Raw genomic sequence first — 24,109 nt, forward strand, 5'->3', positions numbered from 1 at the left:
GGTCATGCGCTTTGTAATATAACCGCTGTATAAAGGCTATGGCTACTGCTGCTTATTGTTCATCGCTTCGTAAAGCGTAGCCAGATTCCGCTCCAGCTTGCTCAGGATCTGCTTGCCTACCGTTTCCTGAACGAGTCCGACGCGTACCGCATAATCGACTTGTCTGGAGAAACCGTACATCTGGGTATCCAATACTTCCTCATAGAGAGGGCAGTAACGTGTAGCCAGATTCTCCATCTGCACTTCGATCAGCTTTTCTATTTTATCGGCATCTTCTTTCAGAAGATTCAGCGCTTTAAGATTCAATTGCTCCTGCAAATCAGATGAAGTCATGTTCATCCCCCCTATGTCCTCCAAGTCTCCACACATTCATATTCTTAATATTAGACGAAATCGGGGGCCAATACAAGAACCTCGCCAAATAATCGCCGTCCCGGAAAGCTTTGCCGGTCAAGCCTGTGGACAAATAAAAAAGCACATCTGCCAGGGAAAGGCAGATATGCTTCTTGGACCCGCTTACTCGGCCACTACCTTCACGTCCAAACCGTGCTTCGCGAATACTTCCGATACCGCCTTCTTGGCTTCATCCGCGTCCGGCCCGTGAACATGCAGTTCATAGCTCTTGGTATTCACCAGGGTTGTGAAAAGACCTAGAATACTCTTAACGTCGATATACTTGTTGTCCGCCTGCAATACGATCGAAGAAGTGAATTTCCCCGCCGTTTGGGCGATTTCCACAACTGCTTGATTATTTGTGGCCATAGCGATCCCTCCGTGTCAACTTTGAGATAAACATATTATCATGATACATTGAATCCGCTTTCCAGGCAAGGGATTTTCTCCTTATTTGAGGTTCTCCGGATTCAAAGCTTCCAGTTCCGGAAGCACGAAGATGCCGTCTTTACGAATCAGGCGGTCGTCAAAATAAATTTCTCCGCCACCGTACTCGGGACGTTGAATCAGCACGAGATCCCAGTGGATCGACGAGCGGTTTCCGTTATCCGTGTCGTCATAGGCTTGGCCCGGGGTGAAATGCAGGCTGCCCGCAATCTTCTCGTCAAAAAGGATATCCTTCATCGGATGCAGGATGTAGGGATTAAAGCCGATAGCGAACTCACCGATGTATCTGGCGCCTTCGTCCGAATCGAGAATCTCGTTCAGCCGCTCCGTATCGTTGCTCGTGGCCTCCACGATCTTGCCGTTTTCGAAACGGAACTTGATGTTCTCGAACGTAACTCCGTTATACAGGGTAGCCGCGTTGTAACTGATCGTCCCGTTGACGGAATCCCGTACCGGCGCGGTGTAAACCTCGCCATCCGGAATGTTTTTCTGCCCGGAGCATTTTTCCGCCCCGATTCCTTTAATGGAGAAAGTCAAATCCGTGCCCGGTCCGGTGATGCGGACTTTGTCCGTGTTTCTCATCAATTCGGCAAGCGGGTCCTGGGCTTTGTCCATTTTGGCATAATCGAGATTGCACACGTCGAAATAGAAATCCTCAAAAGCTTCCGTGCTGACGTTGGCCAGTTGAGCCATGCTGGCGTTCGGATAGCGGAGTACGACCCATTTCGTATGCTTGACCCGCTGCTCACTATGTACGGGATGGGAATACAGGGCATTGTACATCTTCATCTTGTCTTCCGGCACATCGGAAAGGTCGTTCACGTTGGAGCCGGCGCGGATACCGATGTAACAATCCATCATTTTCATCCGGGCCAAATCATACTCCGCCCATATTTTCATGCCTTCTTCGGTGGCGTATTTCAGTTGCGTGCGCTGAACGGCTTTGTCCGTGAGCTCGACAAACGCATGCCCGCCCTTCTTGCCGATCTCCTCGATAACCGCCTTAAGCAGATCGCGTTCTTCTCCGATCATTTCCACCAGTACCTTTTCCCCTGGCTGCACGTCTACCGAATAACCTACCAAATTCTGCGCCAGCTTCTGGATTCTTGGATCTCTCATTACAGCTTCAGCCTCCTCAAAATAACGGGCTCCCATAAAGCCCTGCGGATTCATCATATGGATCCTGCAATGTGTTGAACAATGGTTAATTCTTCTTACCTATTGTAGCACGGTGTTTGCGCGAAGTCAGCCTCCGGGGGATTAGCGGTAGTTTTCAAACCGGTTGTCCGTCAACAGGGCCTCCTTTACTTTAAGCCCCAGTCTGTTCGGGTACACCAATTCGGTTTCCGACGTCAACCGGGTCGGCAGCCCGTTGTGACGGTCGATGGTCAGGTGGTAAACCACCTTGGCTTCGGATTGGTCGAGCATCGTCAACAAGCGTTCTTTGCTGTCCGACCAGGCCTCGTTCAGTTCGGCCTCCATCCGGGGGCGGCGGGGCGCTTCAACCTGCTGCAAACGCGTCTTCCAGCCGTTCTTCACCGCCTCCATCTCCTCCGTTAACTTTGCCTTCAGGCGGGCTTTGGCCTCATCCGGGTCAAGCTCGATCCTAAGCACCTTGGTTCCCCGGGCCGCTCCTTTATCCGAACTCATCACTTTCCGCGCGGTCCGAATCCCCTCCAACTGATCCAGCGGGTTCAACCGGGCGAGTCCCTGGAGGACGGCATCCCCCTCGTTCGCTTCCAGACTCCAGTTCCCGCTTTTCCACAGCAAGTTAACTTGATAGGCCTTCGCCTTGGACTCCGCGGTCCTCGGCAGCCGGCCTGTTCCCTCCGCCGGAACGGGAAGAACCGTGGCCATTCGCAGACGGTGATGATCGTCCAGCTGACCCGAATAAGCGAATGATTCCGTAAGCTTGCCTTCAGCCCCGCTAAACAAAGCCGCCTCGCCCCGGAACGTAAGCGAGTCGCATCCGGCGAGCCCCGACCAGGTGACCCGGTACCATTGCTCCGGCGTCTTATTGTCGCGAAGGCTGCAGGAGACCAACAGAAGAACGGCAAACAGCAGAGACATGAAACTATAGTATGCGGATTTCATTTCATTCTTGCGCCCCTCTACTTCCGGCAACTAGGATGATCCGGAAAACGTATTTACGCAGTATCCTTTCCCGCCCGTTGGAAACTATGCGCAAATCAAAACCACCCGTGTGAACGGGTGGTTTGCTCTAAGGCTATAAGCCTTTATTACCGGCTCGCGTCTAAAGGCGCTTGCTTTCACTACGTTCAAGCTACATGCGCCGTTACCGCTTTTGCCTATCTCTGAAGGGGTGCGATTATTTACTAAACCCCTAGTACCTCGTCAAACAACCTTGATAACATAAAATTCCTGCATATCTGCATGCTTTTTTCCTGTTTGGACTCAAAATTTCTAAATACCTGCAAATCTGCATGAATTTTCGACGAAACCGGCTCGTTTCTCTAAAATCGCTGGAAATGCCTGCAGATTTGCATCTTTTTTCGCATTCCCCCGGGAATCGGCCTAAAACACCTGCAGATTTGCATCTTTTTGGAGTTCGAAGCCTGGAAGCACACAGGCGCCCTCTTTGGATGTGATTATGATAACCGACCCCATCAGGTGGTTTTTGACTATAAGCATCACTATACCCCCCGCATAGCAGGTGGTTTCGCACGCTTCACCAGCTCAACTGGCTAAAGCCCCAAACAAAAAGAACGTCCACCAAGACGTTCTTGCCAATTGGTCATCGTTCCCCCTCGGGGCTAAGGCCGATCTGCGTTTGATTCCGGCCGTTCTTCTTCGCTTTGTAAAGCGCCATATCCGCCAGATAAAAAAGCGATTCGACGCTGATTTTATCGCTCTCCTGGTTCCATTCCGCAATCCCGCAAGAGACGGTGACCCGGGGTTCGCACTCCGCCGCTACCTGAAGGCGAATCGCCTCGGCGATCTGGTAGCCGCTATGAATGTCCGCCCCCGGCAAATAAATAGCCAACTCTTCGCCCCCCCAGCGGGCGGCGATGTCCGTTTTGCGCACCGTACGCAGAATGATCGAACAAACCTGTTTCAGGATTTTATCCCCAATCTGATGGCCGTACGTATCATTGACTTGCTTAAACAGATCGATGTCGACGATGATGAGGGAGCCGCCTTCGTCCCGCTTCTGGAAACTCTGGATCCGGTCATCCAGATAGTGCCGGGCGTACAGGCCGGTAAGCATATCGTGATTGGCCATTCGCTGCACTTCGGCATGCAGGGACGCATTGGCTATCGCAAGACCGATGTGAGAGGACAGCACCTGCAATAGCCTGTAGTTCTCGTAGGAGAAAAAGCGTTCCGCCCGATGGGCCAGCATAATCGCCCCCATCCCCTCGCCCCGCACGATCAGCGGAGCTACGATCAACGACCGGGAGTCGGTTTCATCCATCAGCTTGGAGCTTACCTTTCCGTAGGCCTTGTAATCGGATAAAATCACCGGCTCCCTTGTGTTCAGTACAAGTCCGCTGAAGCCGTAATCCTTGGAAAAAAACGCTTTGGACAGGGCCGGGACATTCGACGCCATCACTTCAAAAACTTCGCCTTCCTTGTCCAACTGCGTGATGCAGCAAAATTCGGCCCGGAAAATGGAAAGGAGCTCCTCGGTGGCGAACTTGAAAACTTCCTTCAGCCGCAAGCTCTGATTCAGGCGCTTCGTCAATTCGTTTATAAGCCGGAGCTCACTGACCAGAAGGTTCGACTGCTCATACAGCTTGGCGCTCTCAAAAGCGGATCCCGCGGTATCCGCGAGCATGCTGACCAATTGCAGATCCACCTCTTCGACATCCCCGGGAGGCATAACCAAATGAAAAACGCCATAAACCCCTTGTTTTCCCACAAGCGGGACCGCGATTTCCAGGCAATCTTCGCCGTCGCCTCCCCCATTCCCGGAACGGAGGGGCACGCCCTCCATGAAGGCCCGCGCGCAGATGCTATCCCGCGCCTCCTGCAGTTGCAGGGATTTAACCCGTGGATCCCGACTCAAGTAATCCTGGGACATCAGCAATTCCACATCGGCTTCCGGAAACAAGCCGGCGATTCGCCCGAACACCTCGGTTAATACGGAATCCACGTCTTTCTTATCGTGCAGTTCTTGAATGACCTGGAACAAAATCGACCGGCGATATTCTTCCCGTTTGGCCAGCTTTTGAACGTGCAGCAGGTCGGAGATAAACATCGCTTCAAATTCCTTATAGAAGCAGGTTTTGAAAAACTGGGCCGCCATCACGACCCAGCTTTCGGCGAAATCCGCCGCTGTCTCCGGGCCGCGAATCGTACATCCCAGCACGGCGAACAGCTCGGCCGTATGCCTGGTCAGTACGGGGGCCGCCACACAGAAGCCTCCCGGAAAGCGGGAAATGACCACCTGATTCTCCTTGAGACAGCGACGGGTCATCTCGACGAACGTCCGCTCCGTTTCAGGCGGCGGGGAATCCTCTCCGGATTTTACGAACTCCCCGGCCGAATCCGTAACAAACCATTCCGCCCGGTAAGAAGCCAGCGTCGAGGGCAGCTGGGGGGCCCAATTACGGCAGGTATTCTCGAGCAATGCAATAATATATGGATAGTCATGAGACGTAATATCCATCAATCTGAGCCAGTTGATCGGATCCTGATCTTCCTCGGGATTCCAACTCGGCAGAGTGTAGATTGGTGTTGGCATGAACGCTTGCATCGAGTCGTCTCTAGTTTGTTTTGTCATGTAAAAGCTCCTTTTCGCCGCTCCCAGCCCCGCAGCGAGATAATTTAAACGAAGCCGTCTCACTCTGCCTTTTAGAATTACACGAATATCATAGTAATATTTGTTCAGTTCCTTGTTTATATGTTCATTTTACTATCTTCGTAGCCGTTTTGCATTATAATTTGCTTCATTTTCAAAGTATTATTAGGCCCAAAGGCCTATCGTCAAAATCCTTTATATTTAAACAAAATCCACCGCTTGACAATACTCGCCGGGGTCCTATAATATATATTGTTGATAAAGACTGGATAGAGTCTTTGATTAGGGCGTAAATCATGCGAAGCACCCTCTCGGTTTTTGTTGCTGACAAGACAGCGGCTGAACTTTCTTGTCAGAGAGCGGATTATCTATCCTCCGCCCGCCCAAACAAAGCCCGCGCAAGTAGAACCCTACCCATAAAATTTTATGATAAAAGGAGTCTACCTATACAATGGCACGTTACACTGGTCCTAAATTTAAACTCAGCCGCCGCCTTGGCATTTCCTTGAGCGGAACAGGCAAAGATTTGAAACGCCCTTTCCCTCCGGGACAACATGGTCCTAACCAACGGAGAAAGGTATCCAACTACGGTATGCAGCTTTTGGAGAAACAAAAACTGCGTCACATGTACGGTTTGGGAGAAAAGCAATTCCGCACTTTGTTTGCCAAAGCGCAAAAAATGCCGGGTATTGCCGGTGAAAACTTCATGGCGCTGCTTGAAAGCCGCCTGGACAACCTGGTATACCGTCTTGGTTTCGCCAACTCCCGTGCGGGTGCCCGTCAATTGGTTTCCCACGGTCACATTACCGTAAACGGCAAGAAAGTGGACATCGCTTCCTACCGTGTAAGCATCGGTGACGTCATCAGCCTTCGCGAAAGAAGCCGCGGTTTGTCTTCCGTTAAGGAAGCTCTGGAGAACCGCACGCATCTTCCAGCTTACCTGGAATACAACGATACGGCGATGGAAGGCAAATACATCCGTTTGCCTGAACGTTCCGAGCTGTCGCAAGATATTGACGAGAAACAAATCGTCGAGTTCTACAACCGTTAAGATTCGCAAGCTAACCGGTCCAAGTCGCTCCGACTTGGACCGGTTTTTTTATGAAAATCCCCCTCTTCCGCCACTCCAGCGATTAACGGAAGCTATTCCCGTTATATGCTAACTGCAACAAAACCGAAAAAGACCTGACCCGGACACTCACCCGGATCAGGCCAATCAGGCATTATAAATCTATTTGGCAGTTTATCTAACCAACAGCTTGGCGAATTTACGCTTGCCGACCTGAATGACTTCGCCTCCGGCCAGGGCGATCGCCGCGTTGACATCGGTCAACTTCTCTTCATTGATCTTCACGGCTCCCTGTTGAATGCTCCGCTTCGCTTCCCCGTTTGACGAAGCAAACCCGATCAGCGTGAGCAGCTTGATCAGCTTGATGCTTCCGTCCTCCAGCTCCCCGGCAGGCACCTCGATCTCCTCGATATCCTCCGGCAGCGCACGCTGCTGAAATACGGTAACAAAATGCTCTTGTGCGCCTTCCGCGGCGTCCATCCCATGGTACATGCGGACAAGCGTATGCGCGAGCTTCATCTTCGCGTCGCGGGGATGAACCGCCCCCGATTTGACGCCCTCGCTCAGCGTCTCCAGCTCCTCATTCGACAAATCCGTAACCAGCTCGTAGTATTTGAGCATCAATTCATCCGGAACCGACATCGCTTTACCGTAGATTTCGTTCGGCTCCTCGTCGATGCCGATGTAGTTTCCGAGGCTCTTGCTCATCTTCTGCACGCCGTCGAGCCCTTCGATCAGCGGGGTCATGATGGTGACCTGCGGGTCCTGGCCGTATTCCTTCTGCAAGGTTCGGCCCATCAGCAGATTAAATTTCTGATCCGTTCCGCCCAGCTCGATATCGGTGTGAAGTGCGACGGAATCCATCCCCTGCATCAGCGGGTAGAAAAATTCATGGATGCTGATCGGTTGACCGGTGGAATACCGTTTGGTGAAGTCATCTCTCTCCAGCATCCGGGCAACCGTCACCTTCGCCGCCAGTTTGACCACATCCTCAAACGTCATCGGTGCCAGCCACTCCGAATTGAAGTGTACCTTGGCTTTCTCCGGATCCAGAATTTTAAAGATCTGCTGACGGTAGGTTTCGGCATTCCGCTGCACATCCTCTTCCGACAGCTGTTTCCGGGTTTCCGACTTGCCGGTCGGATCGCCAATGCGGCCGGTAAAATCGCCGATGATCAACTGCACTTGATGCCCCAACTCTTGGAATTGGCGCAGCTTTTGCATGACGACCGTATGCCCGACATGGATATCCGGAGCGGAAGGGTCCAGTCCCAGTTTAACTTTCAGCGGCGTTCCCGTAACCACCGATTTCATGATTTTCTTCTTCAATTCGTCCTCCGGCACGATTTCCACCACGCCGCGGGAGATTACCTTGAGCTGACGCTCGACCTCCGCTTGCTGAGCCTGTGTCAATTCTTCCCACTTCATGTTCTTCATTCCTCCACATGTGATTGAAATTTAATTTTTTGCGCGCTGAAAACGACAAAAAAGCTCCTTCTCATCCCAAGGGACGAGAAGGAGCCGCTCGCGTTACCACCCTAATTAAAACCGCGCATCGCCACTACCGCTAACCAGCGGGCTTGTCGACGCCTCGGTTTTCACCTCATTTCCATAACGGTTTCCCGGTACCGGACTACTGACAGCATGAGCGTGGCCCATGGCGTTCCCCCGGACGGCTCCAGACGGTAATTCAAAGGGGATCCGCCCGTTCGGTTCGCAGCAACCACCGATTCTCTGAGCGGCGGGATTCCGCCTTCTACTGTGTCTATCCAAGCCTTTAACGATATACAATTAGCTATTTTATATCACAGGTTAAATTCCAAAGTCAAACGGAATAAATATGAAAACCCTGGCGAATGACCGGGAAATAGGCTGAAAAATCAACCATATCCCTCTTTTTATGCTATAATGTTGCTGTTAAAAAGGAGGAGCATCCATGGTTCATGAGAACGAAAACAATTCCGGAAAGCTGCAGAGAAGAAACCGGAACAACAAGCCTTCCGCCAAACCCGCTCCCAAACGGAAGCGCGGACGCTGGGTATGGTCCACCCTCGGCTGGCTTGTGCTGCTCGGTTTTGCCGGAGCTTTGTTTGCCGGAGGCGTTGTATTCGGATACGTCTCCTCGATCGTCAAAGACGAGCCGGTGAGATCGCGTGCCGATATCGAGCAAAAAATCAATCATAACGACATAACCGGATTCGCCTACTTCCGGGACGGGCAGGCGATCGGCCAGCTTCGTTCGGAAGAAGACCGGCGGCCTGTCGCCTTCGAAGAAATCCCTTCCTCCGTCATCGACGCGGTCATCGCCATCGAAGACAACCATTTTCAGGAGCACAAGGGCATCGATTTTAAGGGAACCATGCGGGCCGTGAAACAAAAAGTGCTCAAGGAAGACATTCAGACCGGCGGCAGTACGCTGACCCAACAATTGGCGCGTCGCGTGTTTTTGAATTTGGATCGGACGGATAACCGGAAGGTCAAAGAAATTTTGCTGGCTTTGCGTCTGGAGCGTTTCCTTCGGAAGGAAGAGATTCTTACGGCGTATCTGAATAAGGTCCCTTTCGGCAACGGCTCGAACGGATACCAAGTTTACGGAATCAAAGCGGCGGCCAAGGGAATTTTCAACATAACCGACCTGAAAAAACTGAACATTGCGCAGGCCGCCTATTTGGCGGGGATGCCGCAGCGACCATCGGCCTATTCGGCCTTCAACGGCAAGGGCGAATTTAACCAGGAAAACTTTGACCGCGCCATAAAAAGACAGCAGTTGGTGCTTCAGCGGATGCTGGAGGAGAACAAAATCACCCGAGCGCAATACGATGAGGCGTTGGCGTTTGATATCAAAGCGTCGCTCGCGCCCAAGACGAAGAAGGCCTATGAAACTTATCCTTACCTGATGCTTGAAACGGAGCGTCAAGGAGCGATCGTGATCGCGATGATGAACAACCCGGGAATGTCCAAGGAGGAAATCGCCAAAAATTCGCAGATTCTTGAAGAAGCGCGTCAGGAGCTGTTGACCGGCGGTTACCGGGTATACACCACGATCAACAAGAAAGTATACAACTCCATGCACAAGGTTGCGGAGGATAAGGATAACTTCTCGCCTTACAGCAAAACCAAAGGGCTGGAACAAGTGGCTAGCATGATGATCGATAATCGGACCGGCGCGATTCTGGGCATGATCGAAGGCCGGGATTTCCACACGGAGCAGATGAATTACGCTACGCAAATGGTACGTCAACCCGGCTCGACGATGAAGCCGATCGCCGCTTACCTGCCGGCCATGGAGGCCGGATTGATCCAACCGGCGAGCATCATCGACGATTCGCCGGTGATTTTGCGGGACGGCGCGAAAGGATATCATATCCCGGTCAACTCCAGCGGCGGCTATAAGGGGCTTGTCACCGCCCGTACGGCGCTGAACGAATCCCGCAATATTCCGGCCCTGAAGGTATTCAACGATGTGGTCGGCATCGATAAAGCCTGGGATTTCGCCAAGAAACTCGGCATTACGACGCTGGATGAACGGGATTACAGCGCGCAGACGGGCGTGCTCGGCGGCTTGAGATACGGGGTAACCGTCGAGGAGCTAACGAACGCCTACAGCGCCATCGCCAACGGCGGCGAGTTCAACGACGCCTATATGATTTCCAAAATTACGGATTCGCAAGGGAACGTCGTTTATCAGCATAAAGCCGAACCCAAACGCGTTTTTTCCAAACAAACCGCTTACCTGATGACGGATATGCTTAGAACGGTTATTACGAGCGGGACCGGCAAATCCATCAAAAGCGATTTCAAGAATTACGGCAAAATTCCGATCGTCGGCAAAACCGGCACAACGCAAAACTATGCCGATGTCTGGTTTATGGGATATACCCCCGACGTGACGCTCGGGGTTTGGATCGGGTACAAAGAACCGAAGAACACCTTGTCCGATGCCGGCAAATCGCGGGCCCGCTCCATATGGGCCAAGGTGATGAACGAAGTGACCAAGAACGAGAAAGAATTGTTCGTTACACCGGAGTTTTCCAAACCGGACGGCATCGTTACCGCCACGGTATCCGGATTCAGCGGCAAGCTGCCGACCAAGCTGACCCGGCAGGCCGGCAAGATGGTTACGGATATTTTCAACGCGAAATACGTTCCTAAAGAATCCGACGATGTTCTGGTCCGCATGAAGTATATCACCTATAACGAGATCAATTATATCCCGAAGGACACGACGCCTTCGGATATGGTCCGGGAGAAGGTCGTAATGAAGCGGGAGAAACCGATCAAGGAACTGATCGACGAACTGCAGAAGGCCTTCGGATCGATGCGGGGCGGCCACCGCTCGCTGAGCTACTATATTCCGAAGGACGCTGGCGAGGATGCGCCGACGAAGCAGGATCCCCGGGCGGATGACGGGGCGCCGCCGGCTCCCCCGAGCAATGTGAGGCTTAACTCGGGAAGCGTGAGCTTCAGCAAAAACGCCGAGAAAGACGTCGTCGGCTATCGCTTGTATCAATCCGCAGACGGAGGATCCTTCAAGTATACGGGGCAGGCCGCGTTGACCGGGGAAGCGACTTCCTTTAGCGTGGGAGCCCAGGACGGCTTCGCCACCTCCTATTATGTAACGGCGGTTGATGTCGCAGGCAAGGAATCCCAGCCTAGCGCCATCGTAGGAGCCAACAATACCCCGCCCGAAGGGTCCGGGACAAACGAAGGCGAACCCACCGATCCCGCCACGCAGTCAGGCGAGGGGGGCGACTTAGCGCCGGAAATCACGGCTCCTCCCGGAGCTCCCGGCCAGGTTGTAACACAGGTCAACGATAAGGATGTCACGGTGAGCTGGGGAGCGAACGCTTCCGCCGAACAGGTATCCTCCTACAATGTCTATGTCGCGGAAAGCGCGAAAGGACCGTTCAAGAAGCTGGGCAGCACCGCAAGCACCCAGTTCTCGTTCAAGCATGAAGCCGCCGGCGGTTGGATTCAAATCACCGCGGTCAACGACGCGGGTGAGTCGGCCCCTACGGCCGCGGTTCAATACGGCAAGTAAAACAAATAAACCTCCCTACGGTTCCATGGATTGTGTATCCATGCACCGTGGGGAGGTTTTCTCTTTCCGGTTTAATCTTCGATGGTGGACAGATCGCCCGCCGGAAGGTTCAGCTCCCAGGCTTTCAGGACGCGCCGCATAATTTTACCGGAACGGGTCTTCGGCAATTTATCCTTAAACTCGATTTCGCGTGGAGCCGCGTGCGCCGACAGGCCTTCCTTCACGAACCGGGCGATCTCCGCTTTCAGTTCCTCGGACGGCGTATATCCCTCGCGAAGCGAAATGAACGCTTTAATGATTTCGCCGCGCGTCGGGTCGGGTTTGCCGATGACGCCGGCCTCGGCTACCGCCGGGTGCTCCACCAGCTTGCTCTCCACCTCGAAAGGCCCGATCCGTTCGCCGGAGGAATTGATGACGTCGTCGATCCGCCCCTGGAACCAAAAATATCCGTCTTCGTCCATGTAAGCCGTGTCCCCGGAAATGTACCAGCCGGGAATCCGGAAATACTCTTCATACTTCGGCGCGTTGTTCCAGATCAGCCGCATCATCGAAGGCCAGGGCGTCCGCACGGCCAAATTCCCCATCCGGTTCGGCGGGAGGATTTTGCCGTTGTCGTCAATGATGGCGGCCTCGATGCCGGGAACCGGCTTGCCCATCGACCCGGGCTTGATCGGCATGGACGGATAGTTGCAGATCAATTGCCCTCCGGTTTCGGTCATCCACCACGTATCATGGATGCGGTGCCCGTAAACTTTATGTCCCCAGCGAACCACCTCGGGGTTGAGCGGTTCGCCGACGGATAGAATATGCCGGACATGAGAGAGATCGTACTGCTTAACGATATCCTCCCCAGCCCCCATCAGCATGCGGAATGCCGTCGGGGCGCTGTACCAAACCGTAACCTTGTTCCGCTGCAAGGTTTCGTACCAGTCGCCGGGACTAAAGCGTCCGCCGCGAACGACATTGGTCACGCCGTGCAGCCAAGGGGCAAAAATACCGTAAGAAGTGCCGGTAACCCAGCCGGGATCGGCGGTGCACCAGTATACATCGTTCTCACGGAGATCAAGGACGACACTCCCCGTGTGATAATGCTGCAGCATGGCGTTGTGGACATGATAAACCCCCTTGGGCTTCCCGGTCGAACCGGACGTATAATGCAAGATTAAACCGTCCTCCCGGTTGACCCATTCGATTTCCGTCTCCTCGGAGGCGGCTTCCATCGCCGTATTGTAATCCACAATCCCCTCTTGCGTCTCTATATCCTCCCCTACAAGGAAGATCGTCTTCAGCAAGGGAAGCTCATCCCGCTTGACCCGGGGCAGCAGCCCGGGCGTGGTTACGAGCGCTACCGCCCCGCTGTCCTCCAGCCGGTCCTTGACGGCCGTCTCCATGAAAGCTTCAAATAACGGGCCGACCACGGCACCGATTTTAATAATGCCAAGGATGCTGACATATAATTCAGGGCTGCGCGGCATAAATACAAATACACGGTCTCCTTTGGAAATACCTTGGCCGCGAAGCACATTGGCGAACTGATTCGACTTGCGCTGCAGATCCGCAAACGTATACGTCTCGTTCCGCGCCGAATCGCTGAACAAAAGCGCGGGGCGGTCTCCCTTGCCTGCGTCGACATGCCGGTCGATCGCTTCATAAGCGAGATTGACCTTCCCGGTCACATACCAGGAGAACTGCTTCTCCACATCCTCCCAATGAAAATTCGCATACGCCTCTTCATAATTGCCCAAGTTCGATGAAGGCGCGTCCGCTGTAATAATTTCACCTTGCAATTGGCTCATCGTTCCATCCTCCCTTGATCTTTGCAAAAAATATAATAGAATAGATCAAACTCATGAAAACGGATACAAAGTTACTTACATAAGCGGGATGATTTTTGTTCGGGTCGCGAGACAAGCAGTAGAATCGGAATAATGTAACAAAAATCACGATGTCAAGTTATATTTGTGAATAAATTATGTCGGAAATCATTATAACACACGTCTTTTCCTCCGGCTATACTTTTCAATTTTGCATTTTTCTGCTATATGTTAGGGGAACGAGCAAAGGAGGCGGCAATGATGGAACACCGAAAAACGTATATCCGCCATACCCTGCCCCAAGCCGATCGCGAGATCATATTGGAAGGTCCTGTTCCTCCTTCCCATTTGGCCACACTCCGAATGCACCCGGATCTCGACGCTTTCCGCCGTCCCGAAGAGCAGTTGGAAGCGTTGATTGAAATTGCGGGGCTGCCGGAGGGGCGGATCATTATCGCCCGGGAACAGGAGGTCATTATCGGCTATGTGACGTTCCATTATCCCGACGAGATGGAGCGGTGGTCACAAGGAAATATGCCCGATTTAATCGAGCTGGGGGCCATCGAGGTTTCCAATGAATACAGATCCCGCCGGATCGGGTCCAGTTTGATTCGTACCGCTTTCGAGGACGGTCAAATGGAGAAATACATCGTATTTACGACGGAGTATTATTGGCACTGGGATTTAAAAAGCAGCGGCCTTTCCGTTTGGGATTACCGCAAGATGATGGAGCGGCTGATGCAGACCGTCGATATGGTCTGGTATGCGACGGACGATCCGGAAATCTGCTCCCACCCCGCCAACTGCCTGATGGTCCGGATCGGCAAGGACGTTCCGCTCGAATCGAAGGAACAGTTTGACCGGATCCGTTTCCAGCAGCGCTTCATGTATTGAACAAGTCTTCCGAGAAAGGACGCGTGACGCCATGTCTGGAAACGCTTTATTTGTCCATCATGAACAATCGCTGAAGTACCGTTTCCACGATCATCACCCGTTTCACCCGCTCCGGCTACAGCTCACGCTGGACCTTCTGCGGGCCTGCGACGCGCTGAATTCGGAGGAGATGCTAATCACCCGTCCCGCCACGGAGGAGGAGCTCCTCTGGATTCACCAGCCCGCCTACATCGAAGCGGTCAAGGCGCTCAGCGAATCTCCGCCTGACCCGGCGTGGATGGAGCGTGCGGAGCAGTACGGGCTGATGGACGAGGACACTCCGTATTTTCCCGGCATGCACGAAGCGGCGGCTTACGTTGTCGGGGGAACGATCACCGCGGTGGATGCGGTCCTCTCGGGCCGGGCGGACCACGCGCTGCACCTGGGCGGCGGTCTGCACCATGCCTTATCGGCGAAAGCCGCCGGCTTCTGCGTCTATAACGACGCCGCCGTGGCCATCGCTTACGCGAAACGCCGGTTCGGGGCCCGGGTGCTGTACGTCGACACCGACGTTCACCACGGAGACGGGGTACAATGGAGCTTCTATTCCGACCCGGATGTGTGTACATATTCCATTCATGAAACGGGAAAATACTTGTTCCCCGGGACGGGGTTTCTCCAGGAACGGGGTGAACATTTGGGCTACGGAGCCTGCATGAACATTCCGCTCCAGCCGTATACGGAAGACGCCTCCTGGATGGAGTGCTTCGAAACCTCCATTACCCGGCTGATCGGTTATTTCAAGCCGGACTTGATCGTCAGCCTGCATGGCTGCGATGCCCATGCCCTGGATCCGTTAAGCCATATGCACTGCAGCATGGCCATTTACAGCAAAATGCCGGCGATTCTCCACCGGCTGGCCCATGCGCATTGCGGCGGCCGATGGGTAGCCGTAGGCGGAGGCGGCTACGATATGTGGCGGGTCGTTCCCCGCGCCTGGAGCCTGCTTTGGTTGGAAATGAGCCAACACCCGCTGAAAGAGGCGCTGGATCGGGAGGACCGACCGCAAACCGAGCTGCCGCAGAGCTGGGCCGGGAAATGGCAGAGTCAAACGCCAACGCCCCTCCCCGCGTTTTGGCTCGACGATTTGACGCGTTGGGAGGCGATTCCGCGCAGGGCGGAAATTACGGCAAAAAACCGCGAGAATCTCGCGGTTGCGCTTCAGGACTACCCTAGGGTCCCCTAACTTAAGTTCCGGTAAATTTAATTTAAGGCATCGACATGCCGGATCATATCTTCGATAATCTCGAACGACCGCTTGGATGCGATCACGGTAAATTCGGCGAAGTTCACGTCCGCCGTTCCATCCGCTTTGTCGGACATCGAGCGCAGCATCACGTAAGGCACGGCGTTCATATGGCAGACTTGACCGATCGCCCCGCCTTCCATCTCCACGCAGGCCCCGTCCATATGCTCATAGAGAAAGCGGACGACTTCCGGATCGGCGATAAACTGGTCCCCCGACAAAATTCGGCCGACTCTGTAGCCGTTCTCCCGGCAGACGCGGGCGCAGGCTTCCTCGGCAAGTTTAATCAGCCGGGGATCGGCCGGGAAGTCGGACACCTCTTGAAACGGGGTGATCCCGCGCGGAAACCCGATCGGCGAGCAGTCCATATCGTGCTGCTGACAGGACGACGAAATGACGATATCGCCGATATCCAGCGAAGGGTGCAGCGCGCCGGCCACCCCGGTAAACCAGATCATTCCAACGTCAAAACGGTCGACCAGCACCTGCGTGGTAATCGCCGCATTTACTTTGCCCACGCCGGATTTGCACACCACGACGTCTTTGCCGTGGAACTTCCCTTTCACAAAGGAAAGCCCGGCCTGCGCCACCGGCTCTTTGTCCTCCATACCGTCCAGCAGCAACGCCAGCTCTTCATCCATGGCTCCGATGATTCCGATTGTTTTCAGCATCTTCAATCGCTCCTTTATCGAGTTTATGCAGGCTTTATTTGCCCCGCAGCCTAAAAAAAGCTCCTTCAAGAGGAGCTTTTTCCGTTATAACCTTTTTCATATATTTGTCTATCTAATCTCTATAAAATGGAAGCAGCCTATACGTGGCTGACGGACAACCGCAAAATCGTTTCATGCGGCAAAATGACCCGAGGATTCTCCACGGTTTCCTTCTTCATCAGTTTCGTCAGAAGACGCATGGCTACCGCACCCAAGTCGTACATCGGCTGGGCAACCGTCGTCAACTGCGGACGAACCATGGACGCCATACGAATATTGTCCACGCTGATGATTGAGAAATCATCCGGGACTCTTAAGCCTTCGTCCTGAATGCTGTGAATCGCACCGATCGCCATTTCGTCCGTTGCGGCGAAAATCGCGGTTGGGCGCTTCTTGAGACCCAGGAAATATTTCATCGCTTCCACCCCGGACTCGTACCGGTAATTGCCGATCCGCACGAGATCCTCGTCATAAGGAATTCCCGCGGTTTCGAGGGCGCGTTTGTACCCTTGGAAGCGCGCATAACCGTTGGCCGGATCCTGCAGCGTGCCGCTGATCATAGCGATATGGCGATGGCCATGGCGGACCAGCGTGCTGACCGCATCGAAGGCCGCTGCTTCATGGTCGATATCCACCGAAGGGATCATCCCGTTCTCGTCGCTTGTTGCGCACAGAACGATTGGGACTGCCGAGGTCTGGAACGCCTGTACATGTTCTTCCGTCACGGTTCCGCCCATGAACAGAAGCCCGTCCACTTGTTTCTCAAGCAAAGTGTTGATAACCCGGATTTCCTTCTCTTTCTTCTTGTCCGCATTACATAAAATAATATTGTAGTGGTACATGTTCGCGATATCTTCGATACCTCGTGCAATCTCGGCAAAAATCGAATTCGAAATATCCGGGATCACCACTCCGACCGTCGTCGTCTTCTTGCTGGCAAGACCTCTTGCCACCGCGTTCGGACGATATCCCAAACGTTCAATCGCTTCGTATACTTTTTTCCGAGTTTGCGGTTTCACGTTGGGATTGTTATTCACAACCCGGGAAACCGTAGCCATCGAGACGCCCGCTTCACGAGCCACATCGTAAATGGTAACCGTCACATTATTCTCTCCATTGCCAATAGATTTTCACTCATTTAATTCACGAGCCCAATGTTTCAATTAAATTTATGATACGACAAAATACTACTTTGTGCAATGATAACGCTTCATTTACACAAGAATTCCTCGCAGAGCCTCTGCGGTGATCCTGGAGTGCGAGGTATGCCAAACCGTTTGTCCATCTTTCACCAAAAGAGCCTGCGGCGACTCATGCTTCACGCCGAGAACCTCTGCCGCCTCGTTGGAGACTTCCCGGTCCTCCACCACATAAATCAATCCGTATGTAATCTTCTCATTCGGAGCCCCGTTCAGGTAATTCTCCAATTCCCGGTATGCCCCGGAACTGATCGGGCATCGCGTACTGTGTTTAAACAGCAGCAGCGGCTCCGTCGCCGAATGTTCCACAACACGGTGCAGATCCTCTTTCGTTGTGATTCTCCTCAATTCTGGCATCTCGCATCCATTCCTTTCAGAAAACCAATTTTCATTTTCCTAAATCATATCTTACCAAAAACGGTATGCGAAAAACAACTCGGGACGACAAATTCATCAAGAAAATCTGTTACTTCGCACCCATAAACTGACGTTCTTTAACAAATTTCGACAAAGTTGCTAACCGTGAGGCTATTTCTTTCATCCAATTTTCATCGTTCATCTTTTGAGCACAGCCGTACAAATCGAGCAGCAGATTGATGCGCTCTTCACAATGCTGTTCCAGCATCGCTTCAAACAAGACGGAGTCCGCCTTGGTCCATTTGCGGAACAATTCATAAAGAACATCCGCCAATTCATTGACTTCGGTGAAATATACACGTCCTTTGACGTCCTGTTGTTTTAACTGATTCAGCAAGTCCAGCAAATCCGGCTTAACGAACGGCAGTACTTCATAGAAGTCGCAGCTGTCGCATTCAAAGATCGGCACCCGGTCAATTTGAAACTTATTTTCAAACATGACCAGCCGGAATCCGAAATTCATTTCTTGTCCGCAGCGGCAAAGCCTGCGCATAGGATCACCTCATAAATAGTCCATCGCGTTTTGGGTCGGTACAAAAGATTTGCCAGTGCAAGAAAGAATATCCTTGCACTATGGGCATGAAGAAGAACATCATTTTTGATACAATTAAAATATTGAAAACGATTTTCGTCAAGGGCAAAAGAAGACAGGAGGAGACGAATTTGAGATTATCTGGTAAGAAGATCATCGCTCTGGTGGATGAAGAATTCGAGGACTTGGAGCTGTGGTACCCGATTTATCGCGTTCGCGAGGAAGGAGCCGAGGTGCATCTGGCCGGGTTCGAGAAAGGCAAAAAATACATCGGTAAATACGGGGTGCCCGCCGTGGCGGATCTGTCGTTCGCGGAAATCCGTTCCAGCGAATACGACGGCATCCTCGTGCCCGGAGGTTGGGCCCCGGACAAGCTGCGCAGGTACGGGAAAGTACTTGAGGTTGTCCGGGAGATGAATGAAGCGAAAAAGCCGATCGGACAAATTTGCCATGCGGGATGGGTTCTCATTTCCGCCGGCATCCTGAAAGGCGTCACCGTCACCTCCACGCCGGGCATACGCGATGACATGGAAAATGCCGGAGCGGTTTGGAAGGACGAGCCCGTCGTCATCGACGGACATATCGTCTCCGCCCGGCGTCCGCCCGATTTGCCGGAATACGGAAAAGCGTTCGTCGATGCTTTGGCCGCCAGGGCTTAAAACGAAAACCACCCGTGTGAACGGGTGGTTTTCTCTAAGGCTATAAGCCTTTATTACCGACTCGCGTCTAAAGGCGCTTACTTTCACTACGTTCAAGCTACTAGGCCGCTGCCGCTTTTGACTACCCCTGAAGGGGTGCGATGATTACTAGTACCCCTTCAAACAACCTTGATAACTTAAAATTCCTGCAGATCTGCATGCTTTTTTCCTGTTTGGACTCAAAATTTCTAAATACCTGCAAATCTGCAGGAATTTTCGACGAAACCGGCTCATTTCTTTAAAATCGCTAGAAATTCCTGCAGATTTGCATCTTTTTTCGCATTCCCTCGGGAATCGGCTTAAATACCTGCAGATTTGCATCTTTTTGGAGTTCGAAGCTTGGAAGCACACTAGGCGCTTCTTTGTATGTGACATATCACTTCGATTAGCCATTAAGCCACCTTTTCCTTTCGTTATACATAGTAGCTTGAACATTCCTATGATAACGCCCCCATCAGGTTTTTTGCTATAAGCATCACTACCCGCATAGCAGGTGGTTTCTTGTTTTCGAACGCTTTGCCAGCTCAACTGGCTAAAGCCCCAAACAAGGCGGACACGTGTCCTCCCCGGTATGTCCTAACGGCCAAGGACCGGATCTTTGCCCAGGTAACGGGTAAGCTCCGCCTCGATTTCTTCGCTCGTCGACAAACCGTAGCAGTAGCGCCCTTCTTCCTCGGCTTCCTTCAACGAGCTGTTTAAGATCCGGTGTTTGACCCGCAGCAAGGACTGCGGCGACATACTGAGCGTGTCGACCCCAAGGTGCAGCCAAATCGGCAGCGCCTTTTCGTCGCCGGCCATCTCGCCGCATACGCTGACCGGGATGCCGGCTTCCTTCGCGGCCGACACCGTTTGGCGAAGCATGCGAAGCACGGCCGGGTGGTAGGAGTTATACATGTGGGCGATCTTTTCGTTCATCCGATCGACCGCAAGCACGTACTGCACCAGGTCGTTCGTGCCGATACTGAAGAAATCGGCTTCCCTGGCGAGAAGATCGGCGATGGCCGCAGCCGCCGGCACTTCGATCATCACGCCGACTTCCACTTCGTCGGAATACGGCAGCCCGCGATCGGACAATTCCCGCTTGGCTTCTTCCACAAATCCTTTGGCCCGTTTCAGTTCCTCCAGCGAGGACACCATCGGCAGCAAAATTTTGATCTGGCCATAAACACTGGCCCGCAAAATCGCCGTCAACTGGGTTTTGAACAGCTCTTTGCTGTCCAGACTGATACGAATCCCCCGATAACCGAGCACCGGGTTTTCTTCCTCCGGAATCGTAAAATACTCCAGCTGCTTGTCTCCGCCGATATCCAGCGTACGAATGACGACCGGGTGGCCGTCCGCCTTCTCGACGATTTGGCGGTATACTTCAAACTGCTCGTCTTCGGTCGGAAATGCCGGGCGATCCATGTACAAAAATTCCGTACGGAACAGGCCCACGCCCTGCGCCCCGTATTTGATCGCCTGCTCGAAATCCTTGACCGAGCTGATGTTCCCGGCAAGCCGCATCCGATAACCGTCCCTCGTCACCGCCTCGACGGATGCGAGCAGCTGCAACTGCTCCTTGCGGCGGCGCTGTTTCTCGGCGATCTCGGTATACCGGTCGATAATTTCCTGCTCCGGATCCAGGTAAAGCCTGCCGTCGTCACCGTCGATCACCAGCAGGTCCCCGGTCTGCAGCGGTTTCGTCAGCTTGTTCTCCAGACCGGACACGAGGGGAATACCGAGCGCCCGGGCCATAATCGCGGAATGCGAAGTTTTCCCCCCGGCCATCGTGACCATGCCCAGCACGTTCTCGGGATTCAAATGCACCAGCTGGGACGGCGACAATTCCTTGGCCACCAAAATGTAAGGCTGGGTATCCGACGGCAGCGTAATCTCCGGCGTGCCCAGCAAATGTTTCAGGAGCCGGTTGCCGACATCCTTGATATCCAGCGCCCGCTCCTTCATATATTCATCATCCAACAGATCGAACATCGTAACAAAATGGTCGATCGCTTCTTTTACAGCAACCTCGGCAGCCTTATACTGCCGTTCGATAATGCCCTGAATCTCGCTCATGAATACAGGGTCTTCCAAAATGGCGATATGCGCATCAAAAATGCTGGACTCCGCGACCCCCACCGTTTCCTTGATTTCATTCTTCATGAATTCAATCTCGGTTTTGGAGGTTCGGATTCCCTCATACAGTCTCTCGAACTCTTTGGCGAGATCCACCTTCTCCATCCGGCGATCCGGCACATCCCACTCCCAGGCGGGCAGCACAAACGCCTTGCCGATGGCGACGCCAGCCGCTGCTCCGATGCCCTGTATCATGTTTCGACCCCCTAAGTCCTTACTGTGAAGTATAGGATACCCTCTCTCTAATACTTTATGGTAAGCCCAGCTTCGCAAATTTGTCAAAGGAATTTAAACAAAGAAGGGCGCCCCCGCCATCTCCGATGACTCCGGGACACCCTTCCGGTATGCATATATTAGCGTTTGCCGATCAAAATGCTGTCCTCCACTTTAATGCAGCGGTCCATAATGACGGTCAAGCCGCCTTTGGAGGCAATTTCATACGCTTCCTCGCTCACGATGCCGAGTTGAAGCCAGAGGACGTGCGCCCCGATTTCCACCGCTTCGCGGGCCACTTCCGGCGTATACTCGCTGCGGCGGAACACGTTAACGATATCCACCGGCTCGGGAATATCCTTCAAGGATGCGTATACCTTCTCGCCGAGAATCTCCCCGCTGACGGACGGATTTACCGGAATAATCCGGTAACCGTTATTTTGCAGCGCCTGCGAGACCATGTACGAGGTCCGGTCCGTCTTGTCGGACAATCCGACGACGGCGATATTTCCGGCATTCTCCAAAATTTTCTTGATTTCATCACGCCCTGGATTTTCAAATGCCATGATCCATCACACCTTTCTTGACCTTATTTTACCCACTCGACCGATGCGCCAAGCGCCTTCAGATGATCGAAAAATTGCGGATACGACTTCGCCACGTGATGCGCATCTTTGATCAATAACGGTTCCTTGCACCGCAACCCTACCACGGTAAGCGCCATGATCACCCGGTGATCGTAATGCGCGTCGATCGTCGCGCCGCCTTCCAATCCCGCGGGCCGGCCGTGCACGATGATTTCGGATTGCCGTTCCTCCACTTTGGCCCCCGCTTTTCTCAGTTCATTCAAGTAGTCTGTAATCCGGTCGCATTCCTTATACCGCAAATTCTCCACGTTGTAGAAGCGGGAGGTTCCGTCCGCAAATACGGCGGCCGCCACCATAGCCAGCACCGCATCGGTTGCCGCGTCGCCGTCGAATTCCACCGGACGAAGCCGGCCGTTCCCCAGTACGTGCACCGTATCGTCACGGTGGCTGAGCGGAACGTCCATCATTTGCAGCACATCCACGATCGCCCGCTCCCCTTGCTTGCTTCTCTCCATCAACCGGTGAATTTTCACGTCGGATTTGGTGACGGCCGCCGCCGCCAGAATGGCCGCAGATCCGGGATAATCCCCTTGCACCGTATATTGTTTCGCCTGGTAGCTTTGGCGCCCCTGAACCCGGAACACCTTATAGTCGCTTGAAGCGTCCACGGTGATTCCCGCTTGCTCCAGCACCTCCAAGGTCTGTCCGATCACGACTTTCGATTTCAGGTCACCCAGCACCTCGATCTCGCTGTCTTCTTCCAGCAGCGGGGTCAAGAAGAGCAGCGCGCTTAAATACTGGGAGCTGACCTCGCCCGATACCCGGATTTTCCCGCCCTTCGGGCGTCCGCCGCGGATCGTGATCGGAAGGCGCCCCTCCCGGTGCTCGATATCCACGCCCATGCTTTCCAACGCTTCGATCAAGTCGCTGTGCGGACGTTTGCCCAAAGAATCCGGGTAGGTGTTCACAAACGTGACTTCCGGACAAAGCGAAGCGATCGCCATCAAAAACCGCAGCACGGCCCCGGCGTTGCCGACATTGAGTTCCTTCACATCCCGCGGATGCTTGCCGAAGCCGGTGATCACGATTTTCTCGTCGTCTTCTTCGAGCACCGCCCCGAGATCCCGGATACAGCGGCGCATCGCGTCGCTATCCTCGCTATGAGCGGGGTAGTATATCGTGCTGGTCCCTTCCGCCAAAGCGGCGACGAGCAAATAACGGGTCGTATAATTTTTGGAGGAAAGCGCCCCGAACTCTCCCTTCAGTTCTGCCGTAGGCCTTACGATCATGTCCATATGTAAAAATCCCCTTTGCAAATATTGTCGATTAGCCGCGGTAATGCATTAAAATCTCAGCGGACACTTCTTCCGCGCTCTTTCCGGTTGTTTGAATTGTGATATCGGCAAATTCATAGGCGTGTTTACGTTCCTCCAGCAGCGCCGCGATTCTGGCTTCGGCTCCGCCGGCGAGAAGCGGTCTGTTCGGATCTTCCCCGACCCGGGCCAGGATCTCTTCAGCCGTAGCGTGGAGGGCTACAACCCAGCCATGCTCAAGCATTTCCCGGCAATTCTCCGGCCGAAGCACCGCGCCGCCGCCGGTCGCCAGCACCGCGCCGCGCTCTTTCAGCGTTTCGCAGAGAACCCGGGTTTCCAAGTCGCGAAAATACCGCTCCCCCTTCTCCTCGAACAGCCGGGGGATGCTGCAGCCCGCTTCGGCGGCAATTAAAGCGTCCAGATCCAGCAGCCGATAGCCGGTCTCCGCGGCGAGACAAGCTCCTACCGTCGATTTGCCGGTCCCCATCATTCCGACCAGCACGATGACATCTTTCTTGCTCTTCATGACCCCACCCATTTCCTGTCGTACACTAAAAAGGCCAAAATAACTTTTTCATATCATAACACAGGCGCGGCTACTTTGGCACCCTTCT

The 24,109-nt window shown here is 53.4% G+C and carries 20 protein-coding genes and 1 other annotated feature; of the genes, 5 read left to right on the forward strand and 15 right to left on the reverse strand.

Translation table 11 applies throughout. The features are described from left to right. Positions 1-42: 42 nt before the first annotated feature. From LBW89_RS18900 to LBW89_RS18920, 5 genes are all read right to left on the reverse strand, one after another. A complete protein-coding gene (locus LBW89_RS18900) occupies positions 43-333 on the reverse strand; it encodes a DUF1507 family protein (protein ID WP_148451692.1) in 291 nt (96 codons plus the stop codon). A gap of 183 nt (positions 334-516) precedes the next feature. Further along, positions 517-762, reverse strand: a complete 246-nt coding sequence (locus tag LBW89_RS18905; protein ID WP_148451691.1) for an HPr family phosphocarrier protein — start codon at positions 760-762, stop codon at positions 517-519. Positions 763-843: 81 nt separating this feature from the next. Next, positions 844-1,959: an aminopeptidase gene (locus tag LBW89_RS18910; protein ID WP_148451690.1), complete on the reverse strand. Its 1,116-nt coding sequence runs from the start codon at positions 1,957-1,959 to the stop codon at positions 844-846. 141 nt (positions 1,960-2,100) lie between these two features. Then, complete coding sequence (locus LBW89_RS18915) at positions 2,101-2,934, reverse strand: hypothetical protein (protein WP_148451689.1); 834 nt, start codon at positions 2,932-2,934, stop codon at positions 2,101-2,103. 661 nt (positions 2,935-3,595) lie between these two features. Next, positions 3,596-5,587 carry a sensor domain-containing diguanylate cyclase gene (locus tag LBW89_RS18920; protein WP_148451688.1) on the reverse strand — a complete coding sequence of 664 codons (1,992 nt, stop codon included), beginning with the start codon at positions 5,585-5,587 and terminating at the stop codon, positions 3,596-3,598. Positions 5,588-6,056: 469 nt separating this feature from the next. Here LBW89_RS18920 and rpsD point away from each other — a divergent pair, with 469 nt between their 5' ends. After that, positions 6,057-6,656 carry a 30S ribosomal protein S4 gene (rpsD, locus tag LBW89_RS18925; RefSeq protein ID WP_148451687.1) on the forward strand — a complete coding sequence of 200 codons (600 nt, stop codon included), beginning with the start codon at positions 6,057-6,059 and terminating at the stop codon, positions 6,654-6,656. Positions 6,657-6,848: 192 nt separating this feature from the next. On the opposite strand, the gene tyrS is transcribed toward rpsD, so the two are convergent. Next, complete coding sequence (tyrS, locus tag LBW89_RS18930) at positions 6,849-8,102, reverse strand: tyrosine--tRNA ligase (protein WP_225039875.1); 1,254 nt, start codon at positions 8,100-8,102, stop codon at positions 6,849-6,851. A gap of 75 nt (positions 8,103-8,177) precedes the next feature. Further along, positions 8,178-8,455: a binding site (T-box leader), on the reverse strand. A gap of 155 nt (positions 8,456-8,610) precedes the next feature. On the opposite strand from tyrS, the gene LBW89_RS18935 reads away from it, so the two are divergent. Continuing rightward, positions 8,611-11,715, forward strand: coding sequence for a transglycosylase domain-containing protein (locus tag LBW89_RS18935; RefSeq protein WP_148451685.1), 3,105 nt, complete (start codon positions 8,611-8,613; stop codon positions 11,713-11,715). A 71-nt stretch (positions 11,716-11,786) separates the two neighbouring features. Here the strand turns inward: LBW89_RS18935 and acsA are convergent, their stop codons facing one another. Beyond that, a complete protein-coding gene (gene acsA / locus LBW89_RS18940; protein WP_148451684.1) occupies positions 11,787-13,511 on the reverse strand; it encodes an acetate--CoA ligase in 1,725 nt (574 codons plus the stop codon). Positions 13,512-13,790: 279 nt separating this feature from the next. On the opposite strand from acsA, the gene LBW89_RS18945 reads away from it, so the two are divergent. Next, positions 13,791-14,423 carry a GNAT family N-acetyltransferase gene (locus tag LBW89_RS18945; RefSeq protein ID WP_148452673.1) on the forward strand — a complete coding sequence of 211 codons (633 nt, stop codon included), beginning with the start codon at positions 13,791-13,793 and terminating at the stop codon, positions 14,421-14,423. Positions 14,424-14,454: 31 nt separating this feature from the next. Then, positions 14,455-15,648: an acetoin utilization protein AcuC gene (locus LBW89_RS18950; RefSeq protein ID WP_148451683.1), complete on the forward strand. Its 1,194-nt coding sequence runs from the start codon at positions 14,455-14,457 to the stop codon at positions 15,646-15,648. Positions 15,649-15,665: 17 nt separating this feature from the next. Here LBW89_RS18950 and LBW89_RS18955 read toward each other — a convergent pair whose 3' ends face one another. From LBW89_RS18955 to LBW89_RS18970, 4 genes are all read right to left on the reverse strand, one after another. After that, a complete protein-coding gene (locus LBW89_RS18955; protein ID WP_148451682.1) occupies positions 15,666-16,379 on the reverse strand; it encodes a 5'-methylthioadenosine/adenosylhomocysteine nucleosidase in 714 nt (237 codons plus the stop codon). Positions 16,380-16,516: 137 nt separating this feature from the next. After that, positions 16,517-17,521 carry a catabolite control protein A gene (ccpA, locus tag LBW89_RS18960; RefSeq protein WP_148451681.1) on the reverse strand — a complete coding sequence of 335 codons (1,005 nt, stop codon included), beginning with the start codon at positions 17,519-17,521 and terminating at the stop codon, positions 16,517-16,519. Between the two features lie 111 nt (positions 17,522-17,632). Then, positions 17,633-17,974: a bacillithiol system redox-active protein YtxJ gene (gene ytxJ, locus LBW89_RS18965; RefSeq protein WP_148451680.1), complete on the reverse strand. Its 342-nt coding sequence runs from the start codon at positions 17,972-17,974 to the stop codon at positions 17,633-17,635. 109 nt (positions 17,975-18,083) lie between these two features. Continuing rightward, entirely contained in the window at positions 18,084-18,527 is a 444-nt protein-coding gene (locus tag LBW89_RS18970; protein ID WP_148451679.1) for a hypothetical protein, read from the reverse strand. 170 nt (positions 18,528-18,697) lie between these two features. Here LBW89_RS18970 and LBW89_RS18975 point away from each other — a divergent pair, with 170 nt between their 5' ends. Beyond that, complete coding sequence (locus LBW89_RS18975; RefSeq protein WP_225039876.1) at positions 18,698-19,225, forward strand: type 1 glutamine amidotransferase domain-containing protein; 528 nt, start codon at positions 18,698-18,700, stop codon at positions 19,223-19,225. 615 nt (positions 19,226-19,840) lie between these two features. Here LBW89_RS18975 and ptsP read toward each other — a convergent pair. From ptsP to LBW89_RS18995, 4 genes are all read right to left on the reverse strand, one after another. Then, entirely contained in the window at positions 19,841-21,577 is a 1,737-nt protein-coding gene (ptsP, locus tag LBW89_RS18980; protein WP_148451678.1) for a phosphoenolpyruvate--protein phosphotransferase, read from the reverse strand. Between the two features lie 158 nt (positions 21,578-21,735). After that, complete coding sequence (locus LBW89_RS18985) at positions 21,736-22,161, reverse strand: CoA-binding protein (RefSeq protein ID WP_148451677.1); 426 nt, start codon at positions 22,159-22,161, stop codon at positions 21,736-21,738. A 23-nt stretch (positions 22,162-22,184) separates the two neighbouring features. Beyond that, a complete protein-coding gene (gene aroA, locus LBW89_RS18990) occupies positions 22,185-23,477 on the reverse strand; it encodes a 3-phosphoshikimate 1-carboxyvinyltransferase (RefSeq protein ID WP_148451676.1) in 1,293 nt (430 codons plus the stop codon). Positions 23,478-23,508: 31 nt separating this feature from the next. Next, positions 23,509-24,021 (reverse strand): shikimate kinase, encoded by a 513-nt coding sequence (locus LBW89_RS18995; RefSeq protein ID WP_148451675.1) that lies wholly within the window; start codon positions 24,019-24,021, stop codon positions 23,509-23,511. Between the last annotated feature and the right edge of the window lie 88 nt (positions 24,022-24,109).

Source organism: Paenibacillus sp. alder61, assembly GCF_020179875.1.
In the GTDB taxonomy this organism is placed as follows: Bacteria; Bacillota; Bacilli; order Paenibacillales; family Paenibacillaceae; genus Fontibacillus; species Fontibacillus faecis.

What these genes read in the sequence shown, in the direction of transcription:
- LBW89_RS18900 (WP_148451692.1), bottom strand. Translation starts at nt 333, where the DNA reads ATGACTTCATCTGATTTGCAGGAGCAATTGAATCTTAAAGCGCTGAAT.
- LBW89_RS18905 (WP_148451691.1), bottom strand. Translation starts at nt 762, where the DNA reads ATGGCCACAAATAATCAAGCAGTTGTGGAAATCGCCCAAACGGCGGGG.
- LBW89_RS18910 (WP_148451690.1), bottom strand. Translation starts at nt 1,959, where the DNA reads ATGAGAGATCCAAGAATCCAGAAGCTGGCGCAGAATTTGGTAGGTTAT.
- LBW89_RS18915 (WP_148451689.1), bottom strand. Translation starts at nt 2,934, where the DNA reads ATGAAATCCGCATACTATAGTTTCATGTCTCTGCTGTTTGCCGTTCTT.
- LBW89_RS18920 (WP_148451688.1), bottom strand. Translation starts at nt 5,587, where the DNA reads ATGACAAAACAAACTAGAGACGACTCGATGCAAGCGTTCATGCCAACA.
- rpsD (WP_148451687.1), top strand. Translation starts at nt 6,057, where the DNA reads ATGGCACGTTACACTGGTCCTAAATTTAAACTCAGCCGCCGCCTTGGC.
- tyrS (WP_225039875.1), bottom strand. Translation starts at nt 8,102, where the DNA reads ATGAAGTGGGAAGAATTGACACAGGCTCAGCAAGCGGAGGTCGAGCGT.
- LBW89_RS18935 (WP_148451685.1), top strand. Translation starts at nt 8,611, where the DNA reads ATGGTTCATGAGAACGAAAACAATTCCGGAAAGCTGCAGAGAAGAAAC.
- acsA (WP_148451684.1), bottom strand. Translation starts at nt 13,511, where the DNA reads ATGAGCCAATTGCAAGGTGAAATTATTACAGCGGACGCGCCTTCATCG.
- LBW89_RS18945 (WP_148452673.1), top strand. Translation starts at nt 13,791, where the DNA reads ATGGAACACCGAAAAACGTATATCCGCCATACCCTGCCCCAAGCCGAT.
- LBW89_RS18950 (WP_148451683.1), top strand. Translation starts at nt 14,455, where the DNA reads ATGTCTGGAAACGCTTTATTTGTCCATCATGAACAATCGCTGAAGTAC.
- LBW89_RS18955 (WP_148451682.1), bottom strand. Translation starts at nt 16,379, where the DNA reads ATGCTGAAAACAATCGGAATCATCGGAGCCATGGATGAAGAGCTGGCG.
- ytxJ (WP_148451680.1), bottom strand. Translation starts at nt 17,974, where the DNA reads ATGCCAGAATTGAGGAGAATCACAACGAAAGAGGATCTGCACCGTGTT.
- LBW89_RS18970 (WP_148451679.1), bottom strand. Translation starts at nt 18,527, where the DNA reads ATGCGCAGGCTTTGCCGCTGCGGACAAGAAATGAATTTCGGATTCCGG.
- ptsP (WP_148451678.1), bottom strand. Translation starts at nt 21,577, where the DNA reads ATGATACAGGGCATCGGAGCAGCGGCTGGCGTCGCCATCGGCAAGGCG.
- LBW89_RS18985 (WP_148451677.1), bottom strand. Translation starts at nt 22,161, where the DNA reads ATGGCATTTGAAAATCCAGGGCGTGATGAAATCAAGAAAATTTTGGAG.
- aroA (WP_148451676.1), bottom strand. Translation starts at nt 23,477, where the DNA reads ATGGACATGATCGTAAGGCCTACGGCAGAACTGAAGGGAGAGTTCGGG.
- LBW89_RS18995 (WP_148451675.1), bottom strand. Translation starts at nt 24,021, where the DNA reads ATGAAGAGCAAGAAAGATGTCATCGTGCTGGTCGGAATGATGGGGACC.